The sequence below is a fragment of the Achromobacter sp. genome (genome assembly GCF_036567245.1).
GTDB lineage: Bacteria > Pseudomonadota > Gammaproteobacteria > Burkholderiales > Burkholderiaceae_B > Achromobacter.
This window is the reverse complement of record NZ_DATCUY010000150.1, coordinates 1-16,256: the sequence shown is the minus strand read 5'-3', so window position 1 is coordinate 16,256 and position 16,256 is coordinate 1. Positions and strand designations below refer to the sequence as shown.

The 16,256-nt window shown below is 67.3% G+C and carries 16 protein-coding genes; 8 read left to right on the top strand and 8 right to left on the bottom strand.

Translation table 11 applies throughout. The features are described from left to right. Both VIR09_RS06710 and nirD read left to right on the top strand, forming a co-directional pair. Positions 1 to 1,268, top strand: a 1,268-nt coding sequence (locus tag VIR09_RS06710; RefSeq protein ID WP_332012166.1) for a (2Fe-2S)-binding protein, incomplete at its 5' end; no start/stop codon positions are given. Further along, a complete protein-coding gene (gene nirD / locus VIR09_RS06705; RefSeq protein WP_332012165.1) occupies positions 1,268 to 1,618 on the top strand; it encodes a nitrite reductase small subunit NirD in 351 nt (116 codons plus the stop codon). The genes VIR09_RS06710 and nirD, both read left to right, overlap by 1 nt. A 17-nt stretch (positions 1,619 to 1,635) precedes the next feature. On the opposite strand, the gene VIR09_RS06700 is transcribed toward nirD, so the two are convergent. After that, positions 1,636 to 3,696, bottom strand: a complete 2,061-nt coding sequence (locus VIR09_RS06700) for a transcriptional regulator (RefSeq protein WP_332012164.1) — start codon at positions 3,694 to 3,696, stop codon at positions 1,636 to 1,638. 125 nt (positions 3,697 to 3,821) lie between these two features. Between VIR09_RS06700 and VIR09_RS06695 the strand changes: the two genes are divergently transcribed. Next, the gene (locus VIR09_RS06695) at positions 3,822 to 4,670 is read left to right on the top strand and encodes a class I SAM-dependent methyltransferase (protein ID WP_332012163.1); all 849 of its coding nucleotides are present in this window, start codon (positions 3,822 to 3,824) and stop codon (positions 4,668 to 4,670) included. 219 nt (positions 4,671 to 4,889) lie between these two features. Here the strand turns inward: VIR09_RS06695 and VIR09_RS06690 are convergent, their stop codons facing one another. The 7 genes from VIR09_RS06690 to VIR09_RS06660 form a co-directional block, all read right to left on the bottom strand. Continuing rightward, positions 4,890 to 5,750, bottom strand: a complete 861-nt coding sequence (locus VIR09_RS06690; RefSeq protein WP_332012162.1) for a D-amino acid aminotransferase — start codon at positions 5,748 to 5,750, stop codon at positions 4,890 to 4,892. A 24-nt stretch (positions 5,751 to 5,774) separates the two neighbouring features. After that, positions 5,775 to 6,503 carry an amino acid ABC transporter ATP-binding protein gene (locus VIR09_RS06685; RefSeq protein WP_332012161.1) on the bottom strand — a complete coding sequence of 243 codons (729 nt, stop codon included), beginning with the start codon at positions 6,501 to 6,503 and terminating at the stop codon, positions 5,775 to 5,777. Positions 6,504 to 6,536: 33 nt separating this feature from the next. Next, positions 6,537 to 7,220: an ABC transporter permease subunit gene (locus VIR09_RS06680; protein WP_332012160.1), complete on the bottom strand. Its 684-nt coding sequence runs from the start codon at positions 7,218 to 7,220 to the stop codon at positions 6,537 to 6,539. After that, entirely contained in the window at positions 7,217 to 7,972 is a 756-nt protein-coding gene (locus tag VIR09_RS06675; RefSeq protein WP_332012159.1) for an amino acid ABC transporter permease, read from the bottom strand. The genes VIR09_RS06680 and VIR09_RS06675 overlap by 4 nt, the downstream gene beginning before the upstream one ends. Before the next feature lie 81 nt (positions 7,973 to 8,053). Then, on the bottom strand, positions 8,054 to 8,962 hold the full coding sequence (locus VIR09_RS06670; RefSeq protein ID WP_332012158.1) for an amino acid ABC transporter substrate-binding protein: 909 nt from the start codon (positions 8,960 to 8,962) through the stop codon (positions 8,054 to 8,056). A 22-nt stretch (positions 8,963 to 8,984) separates the two neighbouring features. Next, on the bottom strand, positions 8,985 to 9,884 hold the full coding sequence (locus VIR09_RS06665) for a LysR family transcriptional regulator (RefSeq protein ID WP_332012157.1): 900 nt from the start codon (positions 9,882 to 9,884) through the stop codon (positions 8,985 to 8,987). A 114-nt stretch (positions 9,885 to 9,998) separates the two neighbouring features. Then, on the bottom strand, positions 9,999 to 11,060 hold the full coding sequence (locus VIR09_RS06660) for a LacI family DNA-binding transcriptional regulator (RefSeq protein WP_332012156.1): 1,062 nt from the start codon (positions 11,058 to 11,060) through the stop codon (positions 9,999 to 10,001). A 112-nt stretch (positions 11,061 to 11,172) separates the two neighbouring features. Between VIR09_RS06660 and VIR09_RS06655 the strand changes: the two genes are divergently transcribed. The 5 genes from VIR09_RS06655 to VIR09_RS06635 form a co-directional block, all read left to right on the top strand. Beyond that, entirely contained in the window at positions 11,173 to 12,192 is a 1,020-nt protein-coding gene (locus VIR09_RS06655; protein WP_332012155.1) for a TRAP transporter substrate-binding protein, read from the top strand. A gap of 9 nt (positions 12,193 to 12,201) precedes the next feature. After that, on the top strand, positions 12,202 to 14,082 hold the full coding sequence (locus tag VIR09_RS06650) for a TRAP transporter large permease subunit (protein WP_332012154.1): 1,881 nt from the start codon (positions 12,202 to 12,204) through the stop codon (positions 14,080 to 14,082). Positions 14,083 to 14,150: 68 nt separating this feature from the next. Beyond that, positions 14,151 to 14,690 carry a VOC family protein gene (locus VIR09_RS06645; RefSeq protein ID WP_332012153.1) on the top strand — a complete coding sequence of 180 codons (540 nt, stop codon included), beginning with the start codon at positions 14,151 to 14,153 and terminating at the stop codon, positions 14,688 to 14,690. Between the two features lie 31 nt (positions 14,691 to 14,721). Continuing rightward, a complete protein-coding gene (locus VIR09_RS06640) occupies positions 14,722 to 15,999 on the top strand; it encodes a ribulose-bisphosphate carboxylase large subunit family protein (protein ID WP_332012152.1) in 1,278 nt (425 codons plus the stop codon). Then, positions 15,996 to 16,256 (top strand): four-carbon acid sugar kinase family protein (locus tag VIR09_RS06635; RefSeq protein WP_332012151.1); only part of this gene is annotated, 261 nt, incomplete at its 3' end. The genes VIR09_RS06640 and VIR09_RS06635, both read left to right, overlap by 4 nt.

The following is a 16,256-nucleotide window of genomic DNA, read 5'->3' as shown; positions in this document are numbered from 1 at the left end:
TCTGTTCCTGCCACAACGTCAGCAAGGGCGCGGTCTGCGCCGCGATCGACGGCGGCTGCGCGGACCTGGCCGCGGTCAAGGCCTGCACCAAGGCAGCGTCCGGCTGCGGCGGCTGCGCCAGCCTGCTCAAGCAGGTGGTCGAACACGAACTGGCCAGCCGCGGCGTGGCGGTGGACAAGAGCCTGTGTGAACACTTCCCCCACACCCGCCAGGAGCTGTACGCCATCGTGCGCGTCAACGGCATCGAATCCTTCGAAGAACTCCTGGCCAGCCACGGGCGCGGTCAGCAGGGTTGCGACATCTGCAAACCCGCCGTGGGTTCCATCCTGGCCTCGTGCTGGAACCGCCCGATCCAGGATCCTCACCTGGTACCGCTGCAAGACACCAACGACACCTTCATGGCTAACATGCAGAAGAACGGCACCTACTCGGTGGTGCCGCGCATCCCCGCCGGCGAGATCACGCCCGACGGCCTGATCGCGATCGGCGCCGTCGCCAAGAAGTACCAGCTGTACACCAAGATCACGGGTGGCCAGCGCATCGACCTGTTCGGCGCGCAGCTGCATGAACTGCCGGAGATCTGGGCCGAACTGATCGCCGCCGGCTTCGAGACCGGCCATGCCTACGGCAAGTCCACCCGCACGGTGAAGTCCTGCGTGGGCAGCACCTGGTGCCGCTACGGCGTGCAGGACAGCGTCAAGATGGCGCTGGACATCGAGCACCGCTACAAGGGCCTGCGCTCGCCGCACAAGCTGAAGTTCGCCGTGTCCGGCTGCACCCGCGAATGCGCGGAGGCGCAGAGCAAGGACATCGGCGTCATCGCCACCGAGAACGGCTGGAACCTCTACGTCTGCGGCAACGGCGGCATGCGCCCGCGCCACGCGGAACTGTTCGCCACCGACCTGGACGACGCCGCCCTCATCCGCACCATAGACCGTCTGCTGATGTTCTACATCCGCACTGCCGACAAGCTGCAGCGCACCTCGGTATGGCGCGAATCGCTGGAGGGCGGCCTGGACTACCTGAAGCAGGTGGTGCTGGAGGACAGCCTGGGCCTGTGCGCGGAGCTGGACGCGCAGATGCAGCTGGTGGTGGACCGCTACGAATGCGAGTGGGCCAACGCGCTGAGCGACCCGGAAAAACTCAAGCGCTTCCGCACCTTCGTCAACGACGGCGGCGCCGACCCCGACATCCAGTTCGTGCAGGAACGCGGCCAGCCCCGGCCAGCCCCCGCCCGCGTCATTGCCATTACCGAGGAGATCGCCTGATGGATGCCCTTATCCGCGAACCGATGGCCTGGCGGCCGGTGTGCCGCCGCCAGGACCTGGTGCCCAACTCCGGCGTGGTGGCGCTGGTGGACGGCGCCCAGATCGCCCTGTTCTACGTGCCGCAGCCCACGGGCAACGGCGTCTACGCCATGGAAAACCGCGATCCCAGGTCCGGCGCCAACGTCATCGGCCGCGGCCTGGTCGGCCACGTGGGCGGCGAACTGGTGGTGGCCTCGCCGCTCTACAAGCAGCACTTCCGGCTGGAAGACGGCGTGTGCGTGCAGTATCCGGAACAGCGGCTGCGGACCTGGCAGGCGCGCTTCAATGGCGATGCGGTGGAGATCGCCTGAAGCGCGCCGCCTGCGGCTCAACCCAGCCCGATGCGCCTGGCGCCTTTGCGGAACAAGGCCTCGGCGTCGCCGGCCAGGCGGAATGCCGCCAGGAAATCGTCCACGCGGTACGAAGGATGCGTCTTGCGGATCGCGGCCAGCAGGCCGGACGTTTCATCGCCCTTGCCGGCTATCGCAAGACAGCAGGCCGCGATCGCCAGGATGTGCACATGGGCATTGGGACGCGCCGCGGCCTTCAGGGCCCAGCCGGCGGCCTCCTCGTACCGCCCCAGGCGGACCAGCGCCAGCGCGCGCACGGCCAGCATGCCAAACAGCAGCGGGTCGTAGGGGCTCAGGTCGCGCGAATGATCGGACGAGCCTATCGCGGCTTCGGCGTCGCCGGACTGGCAGTTGACGAAGCCCAGGGTGTAGTGTGCCAGGGCGAAGTTCGGGCTCAGGTCCACGGCGCGCGCCAACTCCGCCAGCGACTGGTCCTGGCTGCCGCGCAGCCATAGCGCCCGGCCCATGGCCCAGTGCGCCGCCGGGTCGCGGTCGTCGGCGATCAGGCCCTGGCCGGCGGCTTCGAAGGCCAGGTCGATGGCCGGTGCCTGTTCGCCCCAGCGTTGGAACGCGTCCTGCCAATGGGTGAACGACAAGCCCGCGTAGGCCCGCGAAAACGTCGGATCGAGGCGCAGGGCCATCTCGAAGAAATGGCGCGCCTGCTCGTTGTCGGCGCGGTTGAAGCGGTACATATGCCACAGGCCGCGATGATGCGCCTGCCAGGCGTCCAGGGAATTCGGCGGCCTCAGAATGGCCCGGTTGCGCTCGGCGGATTCGATCTCGATGTCGATGGCGGCCACGATCCGGTTGCCGATCTCGTCCAGGGCCAGGAATGCATCATCCAGCTCGCGGTCGAAGACGTCCGCCCACACGATGCGCGCGGTCCTGGATTCAACGAGTTCCACCGCCACGGCGATGCGTTTTTCCCGGCGTTGCAGCGTGCCGCTGACGACATAGTCCACGTTGAGCGTCCGGCCCGCCTCGTCCGGTCCCATGTTGCGCTGGTCCAGCGCGAAAACAGTGCCTTGCGCGATGACGAACAGGCTGCGCAACTTGGCCAGCCGGGTGATGATGTCGTAGGCCAGCCCGTCCGCCACCCCTCCCCGCACGCCGGCCTGGGCCGAGCGGTCCACGAACGGCATCACCGCGATCGAGGCGCGGCCTGCGCGGTCCCTGGCGTCCGCGGGAGGATTCCCGGGCTCCTCCCTCCGCCCCGCTTCCGGCCGTGGCGCCTGGCCAGCCTGCCCGCGGAGCTCCCGCCATACGTCGCGCAAGGGCCGCCAGTCCAAGCCATCCGCCTCGAAAGCGCGCACCGCCGCGGCCAGATGCTCCTCGCCGTCACGCCACTGGCCGCGCTGCGCCAGCAGGTCCAACAGCAGCTCGTGGGCGCGCCGGTCGAACGGGGCAAGCTGCAGCCACTTGTCCAGGCAGGCGTAGACCTCGCCATCCCCTGCCGGAAGACCCGTTGCCAGATGCTCCAGGACTGCCGCATGGCAGGCCCTGAAGCGCCGGCGTTGCGCGGTCAGCCAGTTGTTGAAAAAGGGATTTCGGTCGATCCCCAGCCCTTCGAGAAAATCGCCAGAAAACAGGTCGGCCAGCGCGCGCAGCCGCTCGATGTCCAGCCGGGCTATGCCCTGCTGCATCGCGCTGCCGATCTCGATGGCGTCCACCTGGCAGTCGGCCAGATCCAGCCTCACCGTGTCCTGCGCAGTCTCCACCCGGCGGCGACCGGGATCGTCCAGCAGGGTTCTGGCCTTGCTGAGACACCAGCGCAGCTCGCCGCGCGGATCGTTCGGAATGTCCCACAACAACTCGCAGAGATGCGCGCGCTGAACCGGATGCGGGGCCAGCGCCAGATAGGCAATGAGCCCGCGCAGCTTGCGCGATGGCGGCAGCGCCACCGCAGAGCCCGCCCGGCGGATCGCCATGGCTCCGAGCAGCCGCAGCTGGACGGCCGCGCCGGGGACGGCACCGACCGGCGGATCACGGCCCGCCGAATCCTCGGCGGATTCCACGCCGGCTACCACGCCCGCCTCCATGGTCGGCTCTTAACTTGGACCTCGGGAAGCACGGTACGCGCAAGCCTGCGCGGCGCCGGTTGCGATTCCCCGGCAGGCTGGCATCGCCCGCTGCCGCATACACAGAGCTTTAACGGAGACAGACCATGTCCATTTCCTCCCTCGCCACCAGCCCCGTGCGCGACGCCGCGCAACCCGACCTGGCCGCTTTGAAGACACGCCAGCAGGGCACCTGGGCTTCCGGGGACTATGCCATTGTCGGCACCACGCTGCAGATCGTAGGAGAACAGCTGTGCGAATCGCTGGACGTCCGCGCCGGACAGAAGGTGCTCGATGTGGCCGCCGGCAACGGCAATGCCTCGCTGGCCGCCGCACGCCGCTGGTGCGACGTCGTTTCGACCGACTACGTGCCGGCGCTGCTCGGACGCGCCCGCGAACGCGCTGCCGCTGAGCACCTGCAGATCGAATTCCAGGAGGCCGATGCCGAAGCCCTGCCCTTCCCGAACGGAGGATTCGACGCGGTGGTCTCGACCTTCGGCGTGATGTTCACCCCCGACCAGGACAAGGCTGCTGCGGAAATGGTCCGCGTGTGCCGCTCCGGCGGCAAGATCGGCCTGGCCAACTGGACCCCGGACGGCTTCATCGGCCAGGTGTTCAAGACCATCGGCAAGCATCTTCCGCCGCCCGCCGGGATCAAATCGCCCGCGCTGTGGGGCACGCGGGCGCGCATCGATGAAATGTTCGGCCCGCACGCGTCCTCGATCCAGGCCGAACCCCGCAACTTCGTGTTCCGTTATCGCTCGCCGGAGCACTGGCTGCAGGTCTTCAAGACCTACTATGGCCCGCTGCTCAAGGCCTTCGGGGCGCTGGAACCTGCGGCGCAGGCCGCGCTGACCAGCGATCTCATGGTGCAGATAGACCGGTACAACCGCTCCGGCGACAGCGCAATGGTCGTACCCAGCGAATACCTGGAGATCGTGGTTACCCGCCGGTGACCGGGCCTTGATGCCAGCCTTGGCGCGGTCCGGGCCATCCACGCGGACAGCGGACAGGAAATGATCCATGGCGCAACGCCTTCACGGTCACCCGACGATAGGCCCGGGTGACCGAGGTTGAGCAACCCTGCGATGAGGTAGGCAATGGCGTGCCGGCCATTGCCGGACGGGGTGCGAGCCCTTATGCGGAATCATACGCCCGCCGCAGCTCGCGCAGCGCTATAGCGCGGACGCCAGCACGTACTCCATGTAGAGCTGCCGCAGCTCCCGGCATACCGGTCCTGGCCGTCCCGTGCCGACGGGCTGGCCGTCCAGTTCAATCACCGGCAGCACGAAGTGCAGCGCGGACGTCAACACCAGTTCCGTCGCCTGCCGGCACTCGTCCAGCGTGAACTTGCACTCCTCCACGGTCGTACCGCGTTTGGCGGCCAGCGCCAGTACCGCGGCGCGGGTGCAGCCCGGCAGTATCTCGCGCGACAGGGGCCGCACCACGATCCGTCCCTGCGCATCGACCAGCAGCGCGCTCGACGATGCCCCCTCCGTCACCACGCCGTCGGGGTCGACCATCAGCGCCTCGAACGCGCCCGAAGCTTGCGCGGCCTGCTTGGCCAGCACCTGGGCGATCAGCGACACGCTCTTGATGTCACGCCGCTGCCAGCGCATGTCCGGTACGCTCGCCACCCGGACGCCAGATTCGGCCAGCGGATTCACGCGCAAGGACTTCTCGCTGACGTACATCATCACGGTGGGCTCGACCTCCGCCGGAAAGGCGAAATCGCGCTTGCTGTCCGCGCCGCGCGTGACCTGCACATAGACGGAGCCTTCGCGCAGGCCGTTGCGGCGGACCAGCTCGCGGCAACGCTCCAGCAACGCGTCGCGCGGCAGCGGGTTGCGGATGCCGACCTCGGCCAGGCTGCGCGCCAGGCGGGCGGCATGCCGCTCGAATTCGAGCAGCAGGCCGTCGATCACGGCAATCACCTCGTAGACGCCGTCACCAAAAAGAAACCCGCGGTCCAGCGCCGGGATGACGGCCTGCTCGGCCGGAACGAGATTGCCGTTGATATGAAAAATGGAGGACATGGATGTTTGTGAGGGTGAAGAAAATCAGTGGCTGATGATGCGGGAGAGGAATGCGCGGGAGCGCGCCGACGCAGCGTTGCCGAAGAACGCCTCGGCGCTGGCGTCGTCGACGATCTCTCCGGACTCCATGAACACGACGCGGTCGGCGACTCGGCGGGCGAATCCCATCTCATGCGTGACGACCATCATGGTCATGCCGTCGCGCGCCAGGCCCGTCATCACATCCAGCACTTCGCCGATCATTTCCGGGTCGAGCGCCGAGGTCGGCTCGTCGAACAGCATCACCACCGGGTCCATCGCCAGCGCCCGCGCAATCGCGACCCGCTGCTGCTGGCCGCCGGAAAGCTGCCCCGGATGCTTGTCGCCATGCGCCGCCACGCCGACGCGATCCAGCAGCGCGGCCGCCTTTTCCATCGCTTGCGCGCGGCTGCGGCCCAGCACGCTGACCTGCCCCAGGCAGACGTTCTCCCGCACCGTCAGGTGGGGAAACAGCTCGAAGTGCTGGAACACCATGCCGACGCGGGCGCGCAGCTTCGGCAGGTCCGTGCCGGGCGCGCCGACATCGGTGCCGTCCACCACGATGCGGCCCGCATCGAAGGGTTCCAGCCGGTTCACGCATTTGATCAGCGTCGACTTGCCCGACCCGGACGGCCCGCAGACCACCACGACCTCGCCGCGCTGCACGCGCAGTGAGCACTGCTTGAGTACCGGCAAGTCGCCGTAGCGCTTGCCGACCTGTTGAATTTCGATCATGAATGTAGACTCCGAATGGAAATGCCCGGGCGCTCAGGCCCCGATCCGGGCGCGCAGCGCCCGCACGCCGCGCGAGGCGGTGAACGAGATCACGAAAAACACCAGCGCCACCAGCATGTACATCTCGACCAGCCGGTTATCGCGCTGCGCGATCTTGGTCGCCGCCCCAAGGAAATCCGTGAGCGACAGGACATAGACCAGCGCGGTTTCCTGGAAGATGACGATCACCTGGGTAAGCAGCACCGGCAGCATGTTGCGGAACGCCTGCGGCAGGATCACCTTGCGCAGCACCTGGCCGTGCCTCAGGCCCAGCGCGCTGCCCGCCGCATACTGGCCTGGGCCCACGCTGCCTACCCCCGCCCGGATGATTTCCGAGAAGTACGCGGCCTCGAACAGAATGAAGGTAATGAAGGCCGATCCCATGGCGCCCAGCACAATGGGCCGTTCAGACCCCGTGACCGCTTGCAAGGCATAGGGCAGGATGAAATAGATCAGGAAGATCACCAGCACCAGCGGCAACGAGCGGAACAGGTTCACATATATCGTTGCGGGCCACGCCACCAGGCGTCCGCCATAGAGCCGGGCAACGGCCAGCAAGGTGCCCAGCAGCACGCCGCCCACGGTCGACGTCAAGGTCAGCAGCAGGGTGAAGCGCAAGCCGGACAGGATCAGGTACGGCAAGGCGTCAATAATCGCTTGCAGATCGAAATCGGTCATGCCCGGCTCCCTTTCGCCATGCGCCCGCCGGCGGCCCGGCCCGGGATGCGCAGTTTGTATTCGAGCGCGCGCATCGCCACGATCACGATGAGGTTGAGCGCCAGATAGGCCATGGTGGCGGTCAGAAAGGCCTCGAACACCTGGAACGAGAATTCCTGCATCGCATGGGCCTGGGCGGTCAGTTCCGCCAGCCCAATGGTCAGCGCCACCGAGGTGTTCTTGATGGTGTTCAGGCAGTCCGACGTCATGGTCGGCAGGACCGTGCGCAAGGCGTTGGGCAAGAGCACGTGCCGGTACAGCTGCGGCAAGCTCAGCCCCAGCGCCAGGCCCGCGTTGCGCTGCCCCTGCGGCAAGGCCTCGATCCCGGCGCGCAGCTGTTCCCCGATGCGCGCCGACATATACATGCCGATAGCCAGCGCCGCCGTATAGAAGGACGCGTCGGGCAATTGCTTGATCCAGTCTCCGGCCGCCGTCGGCAACAGCTCCGGCAAGACGAAATACCACAGGAACATCTGCACGATCAGCGGGATGTTCCGGAATACTTCCACATAGGTGGCTGCCGCCGCGCGCACCCCGCGAGACGGCAGCGTGCGCGCCACGCCGACCGCCAGGCCCAGCGCCAGCGCGATCAGCCACGCCAGCGCCGCCGTCTTCACGGTCACGCTCAGCCCGTCCAGCAGGGTTTGCAGATACGTCTGCCCGCCGTCGGGCGATGGGGCGAACAGCACGCCCCAGTTCCATTGATATGCCATGCTTTTCTCGATGATCTGGCCGCGCGCGGTCCCGGCCCCTTGCCGGGGCCGCGCATCGGCGTATTGCGGCTGGGCCTGGGCCTAGCGGTAGGCGGCGGGATCGCCCGAATCGGTGGGCGTGGCGACCACGCGTTTGAGCGCCTCGCTCATGGCCACGTTCAGATTGATGCCCTTGGGCGGCAGCGGGCTGCGGTACCAGCGGTCATACAGCGCCTGGAATTCGCCGCTGGCATAGAGGGCCTTGATGGCGTCATCCACCAGCGCCTTGAACTGCGGGTCGTCGCGGCGCAGCATGATGGCGTAGGGTTCGATCGACAGGGACGCGTCGGAGACCTCGTAGCGGTCGGGCTGCTTGGCGTTGGCGATCAGGCCATACAGCAGGATGTCGTCCATGACGAAGGCGGCGGCGCGGCCAGTCTCGACCATCAGGAAGCCTTCCGCGTGCTCCTTCACGGGCACGATACGCATGCCCAGTCCGCGCGTCTCGTTCAGCTCGTTGATCTGGCGGATGTTCGCGGTCCCGGAGGTCGAGGCCACCACCTTGCCCTTCAGGTCGTCAATGGTGCGCAGCTGCGACGACTTCTGGCTGAGAAAGCGATTGCCGGTCACGAAGGTGGTGACCGAGAACGCCACCTGCTGCTGGCGGTCCAGGGTGTTGGAGGTCGAGGCGCATTCCAGGTCGATGGTGCCGTTGCCCATCAGGGGAATGCGCGTCGCGGAGGTGACCGGCAGGTACTTCACCTGGATGTCGCTGCGCTTCAGGCGGGCTTGCACCGAGCGGACGATGCGCTCGCAGATGTCGATCGAGTAGCCCACGGGCTTCTGGTTGCCGTCGTAGTAGGAAAACGGGATCGAGGTCTCGCGGTGGCCGATGGTGATCGTGCCGGTGTCTGCGACCTTCTTCAGCGTTCCTTCCAGCTGCTGGGCCGAGGCGGCGCCCGCCATAAAGATCGCCAACGCCGCGACCGATGCCTTGATGCAAAGTGCCATGCTTTTCTCCTTGGGGTTTATGTCAGCGCTTGGTATAGAGGTTGAACACGCGTTCGACGGGCTCCTGGGCCGGCCCCTGGCGGCGCGCGTACAGGCAGATCTGCATCGGGATCGCGCAGCGGCGGTCCTTGATCGCCGCGATCTGGCCGGCGTCCACCGACACCTTGGCGCTGGACTCGGGCAGCCACGCCAGCCCGACGCCGGCGCTGACCAGCGTGCGCGCGCCGTCCACGAAATCGGTTTCGCAGACGCGCTGCAGGACGGGACGCTGCAGCAAGTCGCCGCAGGACATGTCGACCAGGCGCCGGAAGTAGGCGCCCTGGGCGTGCGACACATAGGGATAGCGCGCCAGGGAATCGGCGGCGTACAGCGCCGTCTCGTCCACCGGCATGCCGGCGGGGCGGAACAGGCGCAGGAAGTCCGGCTCCATGCCGGTCCGCATATAGGCTTGCGGGTCCAGCTGTATGTCTTCGGCGGCGTGGCGGAAGCACACCAGCAGGTCGACCACGCCGGCGGCCAGCCACTCGACCGAGTCGTGCACATTGCCCACATGCAGCCGCAGCGACTCGACTCCGCTCTCCTCCTTCCAACGGACGCACCAGCCGGGAAAGTGCGACGTCGCCAGGCAATGCGGCATCGCCACCCTCAGGACCGCGCCGTCATGGCCGGTGACGCCGGCCTCGCCGCGCGCATCCACCACCTTGCGCACGATCTCGGCGGCATTGGATCGGAATTGCTCGCCCGCCGCGGTCAGGCGCAAGGGAAAACAGCCCCGGTCGATCAGCGCCGCGCCAGCCCATGTTTCCAGCGACTGGATGCGCCGGCTGAACGCCGACTGCGAGACATGCCGCAATTCGGCGGCCGTGGTGAACTGCCCGCATTCCGCCAGGGTCAGAAAATCCTGGAACCAACGTAGATCCATAGCAACCGCCGCGCCGTCAGACTGAATGCGAGGCAGTATAGGGACCGCGTCCGGGTGGCTTATGCATAGTTTGCATAACGCCCCCGTAGTCAGGGTTACTCCGGACCTGCCTGTCTACGGCAGGTTCTCGCGGAAGATCACCTGGCTGCGCGCCAGTTCCACCCCGTTCATCGGACTGCGCTTGTCGCGCAGGTTGCAGAAAATGCGCACGCAGCTCATCAGCGCTTCCATCGGGCTTTGCGTGATGACCGCGTCCATGGTGCCGTCTATCAGCAGCGCGCGGGTGTCGGGCGTGAGGCCGTGGCCGATGAAGACCACCCGATGCTGCAAGCCCGCTTCCTTCAGCGCGCGCGCCACGCCGTCGGAAGCGCCGCCGATGTTGTAGATGCCGGCCAGCTGCGGGTACTGCTCCAGCAACTGGCGGGCCTGCTCGTAGTTGCGCTGCGCATCGTCATAGCCCTCGCGCAGGTCCACCACCTGCATGGCCTGGAACTGCTCCGCGTACAGCTGCAGGAAGCCGCCTTCGCGTTCTTCATGGGCGCGGTAGTGGCGTGACCCGGCGATCAGCGCCACGTGCGCCGCGCGCGAGCCGATGAAGCGGGCGATCAGGTAGCCCGCGGTGCGTCCGGCCGCGCGGTTGTCCAGGCCCACGTACGCCACGCGGGCGCTGTTGGCCAGGTCGGAGATCAGCGTCACCGCCGGCACGCCTTGCTGCGCCAGCAGGTTGACGGCTTCGCGCACCGCCGGATGCTCCAGCGCCATGAACGCAATGCCGTCGGCGCGCTTGCCATGCCTGGCCAGCGCCTGCGCGAGCGCGTCGGGATTGAAGCTCTCCACGTACTCGACCTGGCATCTGGCGTTGAGCGGCGCGAAGTGCTCCTGCGCGTAGCTGACGGTGTCGCCCAGCATGCGCAGGTAGCGGTTGCTGCCGCGCGGCAGCAGGAACACCAGCCGCAGGGGCTCGGGCGCGGCGGCCGCACGGAGTTCCTGTTCCGGCAGGTAGTCCAGTTCGATGGCCGCCTTGAAGACTTTCTGGGCGGTGCTGGCGCGCACGCCGGGCCGGCGATTCAGGACCCGGTCGGCCGTGGCGGTGGACACTCCGGCGCGCTCCGCCACATCGGCCAGGCGCGCCAGCTTGCGTTCGGGAGGCGTACGATTCACATCAAAATCCATCATTAATCAGGTTTGACGATGATAGCGTTGATTCACTATTGTCCATTCTGCCGCATGGTACTGGCGCTGTTGTGGCACATCAAAAAACATCATAACCAGAATTATGGAGACAACCATGAAGCTGCTGACACGCCGCAGTGCCCTGCGCCGCCTTTGCGCGGTTCCCGCCGTCGCCCTGACCTCGGGCTTTCCGCTGATTGCCCGCGCGGCCGACTACACGCTCAAGTACGGCAACAACCTGCCGGTCACGCATCCCTTGAATATCCGCGCCCAGGAAGCCGCCGAGCGCATCCTCAAGGAAAGCAACGGTCGCGTGGACATCAAGATCTTCCCGAACAACCAGTTGGGCGGCGACACCGACATGCTGGCCCAGGTGCGCTCGGGCGGCATCGATTTCTTCACCCCGTCCGCCCTGGTCATCGCCACCCTGGTGCCGGTCGCGGCCATCAACGCCGTGGGCTTCGCCTTCAAGGACTACAACCAGGTCTGGAGCGCCATGGACGGCGCGCTCGGCGCCCACGTGCGCGCCGCCATCGCGCAGCGCCGCCTCTATGCCTTCGAAAAAATGTGGGACAACGGCTTTCGCCAGACCACCAGCAGCAAGGCGCCGGTCAAGTCCGCCGCCGACATGGACGGCCTGAAGATCCGCGTGCCGGTCAGCTCGCTGCCGATCTCCATGTTCAAGGGCCTGGGCGCCGCCCCCGCCAGCCTGCAGTTCAGCGAGGTCTATTCCTCGCTGCAGACCAAGGTGGTGGACGCGCAGGAAAATCCCCTGCCCATCATCCAGGTGGCCAAGCTGTATGAAGTGCAGAAGTACTGCTCGCTCACCAACCACATCTGGGACGGCTACTGGTTCATTGCCAACGGTCGCATGTGGGAAGGCCTGCCGCAGGACCTGAAGACCATCGTGGCGCGCGGCATCAACGAAGCCGGCCTGGCTCAGCGCGAAGACATCAAGAAGCTCAACGCCTCGGTGCAGTCGGACCTGGAAGGCAAGGGCCTGCTGTTCAACCAGCCGTCGGCCGACAGCTTCCGCGAACAACTGCGCACCGCCGGTTTCTACAAGGAATGGCAGGGCCGCTTCGGCAACGAGGCCTGGACCCTGCTGGAGCAGGCCGTCGGCAAGCTGGTCTGAGGACGCGCCATGTCTTCCCTGTCCGCTCCCCACGCCGCGCCGCAGGCGCTGCCGGCCCATCCCCTGCGCCGTGCCGCCGGGGCCTTCGACGCGCTGCTGGGCAGCGTGGTCGAACACGTGGCGGCAGCCCTCGTGCTGGTCGAGATCGCCGTGCTGTTCGCGGGCGTGGTGGCGCGCTACGCCTTCCACAGCCCGCTGGTCTGGTCGGACGAACTGGCGTCCATCCTGTTCCTGTGGCTGTCCATGCTGGGCGCGGTGGTCGCCCTGCGCCGCGGCGAGCACATGCGGATGACGGCCCTGGTCAACAACGTCAGCCCGGCTCGCCGCGCCCAGCTGGAAACGCTGGCGCTGGCTGCCTCGCTGGCCTTCCTGGCGCTGATCCTGGCGCCCGCCGTGGAATACGCGCATGAAGAACACTTCATCATCACGCCCGCCCTGGAACTGAGCAACGCCTGGCGCGCCGCCGCGATTCCGGTGGGCATGGGACTGATGGCGGTGGTGGCCCTGCTGCGGCTCTTGCGCACGCAGACCGCGCCGCAGATGCTGGCGGCGCTGGCCGGCGCCGCGGCGGTGGTCGCGCTGTTCTGGCTGGCGCAGCCGCTGTTTTCCACGCTGGGCAAGCTGAACCTGTTGATTTTCTTCGTCGGCATCGTGGCCGCCACGGTGTTCTCGGGCGTGCCGATTGCGTTCTCGTTCGCGTTGGCCACGTTCTCGTATCTGGCCTTGACCACCAACACCCCGATGGTGGTGATGGTCGGGCGGCTGGACGAAGGCATGTCGCACCTGATGCTGCTGGCCGTGCCACTGTTCATCTTCCTGGGCTCGCTGATCGAAATGACCGGCATGGCGCGGGCCATGATCCAGTTCCTGGCCAGCCTGCTGGGACACGTGCGCGGCGGGCTGTCGTATGTGCTGATCGGCGCCATGTACCTGGTGTCCGGCATCTCGGGTTCCAAGATCGCCGACATGGCCGCCATCGCGCCCGTGCTATTCCCGGAGATGCAGAAGCGCGGCGCCAAGCCGGGCGATCTGGTGGCCCTGTTGTCGGCCACCGGCGCGCAGACCGAGACCATTCCGCCGTCCATCGTGCTCATCACCATCGGTTCGGTGACGGGCGTGTCCATTGCCGCGCTCTTCACGGGCGGACTGCTGCCGGCCGTGGTGCTGGGCCTGGCCCTGTGTTCAGTGGTGTGGTGGCGCTACCGCAAGGAAGACCTGAGCCTGGCGCAACGCTTCAGCGCCCGCGAAATCGGACGCTTCTTCGTCATCGCCCTGCCCGCCGTGGCCCTGCCCTTCGTGATCCGCGCCGCGGTGGTCGAAGGCGTGGCCACCGCCACCGAGGTCTCGACCATCGGCATCGTGTATTCAGCCGTGGTCGGCCTGCTGATCTACCGGCGCTTCGACTGGGCCCGGCTCAAGCCCATGCTGATCGAGACCGCCTCGCTGTCGGGCGCCATCATGCTGATCGTGGGCTGCGCCACCGCCATGGCCTGGGCGCTGACGCAGTCCGGCTTCTCCGGCGACCTGGCCAAGCTGATGGCCGGCATGCCCGGCGGCAGCTATGGGTTCCTGGCCGTATCCATCGTGGCCTTCATCATCCTGGGCAGCGTGCTGGAAGGCATCCCCGCCATCGTGCTGTTCGGCCCGCTGCTGTTCCCGATCGCGGCGCAGGCCGGCGTGCACGAGGTGCACTACGCCATGGTGGTGATCTTCGCCATGGGCATAGGCCTGTTCGCACCGCCCTTCGGCGTGGGCTACTACGGCGCCTGCGCCATCAGCCGGGTTGACCCCAACGAAGGCATAGGCCCGATCTGGGGCTACATCGCCGCGCTGCTGGTGGGCCTGGTGATCGTCGCCGCCTTCCCCTGGTTCTCCATCGGTTTCCTGTGAGGTCCGCGGCCCGCGTCCGGGCCGCCTCTTCCCGACATCCTCAAACCTTTTCCCGCAAAGAATCCATCATGAGTCGTTTCCTGGGCGAGATCCGCCAACTCGGTTATGTGGTGCACGACATCGAAGCCGCCATGGACTACTGGAGCGCCACGCTGGGCGTCGGCCCCTGGTACTACAACCCGCGCGTGCCCATCGTGAACTATCAGTACGACGGCGAAAGCCACCAGCCGCACAACTCGGTGGCGCTGGCCAATTCGGGCTTCGTGCAGGTCGAACTGATCCAGACCCGCAACGACGTGCCCTCCATGTACCGCGACTTCCTGCAGGCCGGCCGCACCGGGCTGCAGCACGTGGCCTACTGGACCGAGAGCTACGACGCCGACCTGGAGCGCCTGCTGGCCCAGGGCTTCAAGCCCAAGATGAGCGGCGAAGTCGGCGAGAAAGGCCGCTTCATCTACTTCGACACCGAGTACCACCCCGGCACCGTGATCGAACTGTCCGAAGTCGCCGGCCCCAAGGGCCGCCTGTTCGACCTGATCCGCGACAGCGCCAATGGTTGGGACGGCAAGGATCCCGTGCGCCCCTTCCCCGACCTGAACCGGATCTGACCTTTTCCCGTTACTGCCGCAAACCGCCGCCATGAATTCCCAATCGTTTACCGCCACCTACCTGATCGAAACCCCGCTGGACCCTGAAAAGGTCGCGGAGGTCATGGCCGGCGAGCAATCCTGCGGCACCTTCACGCGGGTGCAGGGCGAAACCGACGAGTTGCGCGCCCGCGCCCGCGCCCGCATCGAATCCATCGAAACCCTGGAATCCGCTACCGCGCCCAGCCTGCCCAACGCCTGGCTGGCGCGGCAGCCTGGCGGCATGCCGGGCCTCTACCGGCGCGCCCGCGTGCGCATCGCCTTTCCCGTCGCCAACGTCGGCGCCAACCTGCCGACGCTGGCCGCCACGGTAGGCGGCAATCTGTACGATCTGGGCGAAGTCACCGGGCTGCGCCTGGAAAGCATGGAGCTGCCGGCCAACTACCGCGCCCAGTTCGACGTGCCGCGCGTGGGCATCGCCGGCACGCGGCAACTGACTGGCGTGGCGCACGGTCCCCTCGTAGGCACCATCATCAAACCCAATGTGGGCCTCTCCCCCGAACAGACCGCGCATCTGGCAGCCCAGCTGTGCGCCGCGGGCGTGGACTTCATCAAGGACGACGAGGTCTGCGCCAATCCTGCCCACGCGCCGTTGGCGCAACGCGTTGCCGCCGTCATGGCGGTGGTGCGCGCGCACCGCGAACGTACCGGGCGGCAGGTCATGGTGGCCTTCAACATCAGCGACGAGACCGACGCCATGCGCCGCCACGCCGACCTGATCGAACGCGAAGGCGGCACCTGCGTCATGGCCAGCCTGAACCATTGCGGCTACTCGGCCATCCAGACCCTGCGCCGCAGCACGCCGCTGGCGCTGCACGGCCACCGCAACGGCTACGGCGCGCTGTCGCGCCACCCCTTGCTGGGCGTGGGCTTCCAGGCCTATCAGACGCTGTGGCGGCTGGCCGGCGTGGACCATATGCACGTGCACGGCCTGCAAGGCAAGTTCTCCCAGGAAGACGCCGAGGTCGTCGAATCCGCGCGCGACTGCCTGGCCTCGCTGACCCTGGGCATCGACGACCCCGTCATGCCCGCATTTTCGTCCGGCCAATGGGCCGGCACCGTGCCCGCCACCTGGGCGGCGGTACGCAGCGACGACCTGCTGTTCATGTCCGGCGGCGGCATCCTGGCCCACCCCGACGGCCCCGCCGCAGGCGTGCTCAGCATCCGCCAGGCCTGGCAGGCCATGCGCGACGGCGAGCGCCTGGAAGACTACGCGCGCAACGCGCCCGAACTGCGGCGCGCCATCGAATACTTCGGCGGCCGCACATGAGCGCAGCCGCGCACGCAGACACGCCGCCAGAACTGCGGCAGGAAACGCGGCCGCGGCTGGGCTGGTATGGCGACGACTTCACCGGCGCCACCGACACACTGGCGGAAACCGCCCGCGCCGGCCTGCGCAGCCTGCTGTTCCTGGGCGTGCCGACACAGGAGCAGTTGCGCCGCGCCGGCCCGCTGGACGCCATCGGCATCGCGGGCGCCGCGCGCGCCATGTCCCCCGCCGATATGGAAACGGAACTGCGTTCTGTC

Coding starts and splice junctions, on each gene's coding strand:
- nirD (WP_332012165.1), top strand. CDS start 1,268: ATGGATGCCCTTATCCGCGAACCGATGGCCTGGCGGCCGGTGTGCCGC.
- VIR09_RS06700 (WP_332012164.1), bottom strand. CDS start 3,696: ATGGAGGCGGGCGTGGTAGCCGGCGTGGAATCCGCCGAGGATTCGGCG.
- VIR09_RS06695 (WP_332012163.1), top strand. CDS start 3,822: ATGTCCATTTCCTCCCTCGCCACCAGCCCCGTGCGCGACGCCGCGCAA.
- VIR09_RS06690 (WP_332012162.1), bottom strand. CDS start 5,750: ATGTCCTCCATTTTTCATATCAACGGCAATCTCGTTCCGGCCGAGCAG.
- VIR09_RS06685 (WP_332012161.1), bottom strand. CDS start 6,503: ATGATCGAAATTCAACAGGTCGGCAAGCGCTACGGCGACTTGCCGGTA.
- VIR09_RS06680 (WP_332012160.1), bottom strand. CDS start 7,220: ATGACCGATTTCGATCTGCAAGCGATTATTGACGCCTTGCCGTACCTG.
- VIR09_RS06675 (WP_332012159.1), bottom strand. CDS start 7,972: ATGGCATATCAATGGAACTGGGGCGTGCTGTTCGCCCCATCGCCCGAC.
- VIR09_RS06670 (WP_332012158.1), bottom strand. CDS start 8,962: ATGGCACTTTGCATCAAGGCATCGGTCGCGGCGTTGGCGATCTTTATG.
- VIR09_RS06665 (WP_332012157.1), bottom strand. CDS start 9,884: ATGGATCTACGTTGGTTCCAGGATTTTCTGACCCTGGCGGAATGCGGG.
- VIR09_RS06660 (WP_332012156.1), bottom strand. CDS start 11,060: ATGATGGATTTTGATGTGAATCGTACGCCTCCCGAACGCAAGCTGGCG.
- VIR09_RS06655 (WP_332012155.1), top strand. CDS start 11,173: ATGAAGCTGCTGACACGCCGCAGTGCCCTGCGCCGCCTTTGCGCGGTT.
- VIR09_RS06650 (WP_332012154.1), top strand. CDS start 12,202: ATGTCTTCCCTGTCCGCTCCCCACGCCGCGCCGCAGGCGCTGCCGGCC.
- VIR09_RS06645 (WP_332012153.1), top strand. CDS start 14,151: ATGAGTCGTTTCCTGGGCGAGATCCGCCAACTCGGTTATGTGGTGCAC.
- VIR09_RS06640 (WP_332012152.1), top strand. CDS start 14,722: ATGAATTCCCAATCGTTTACCGCCACCTACCTGATCGAAACCCCGCTG.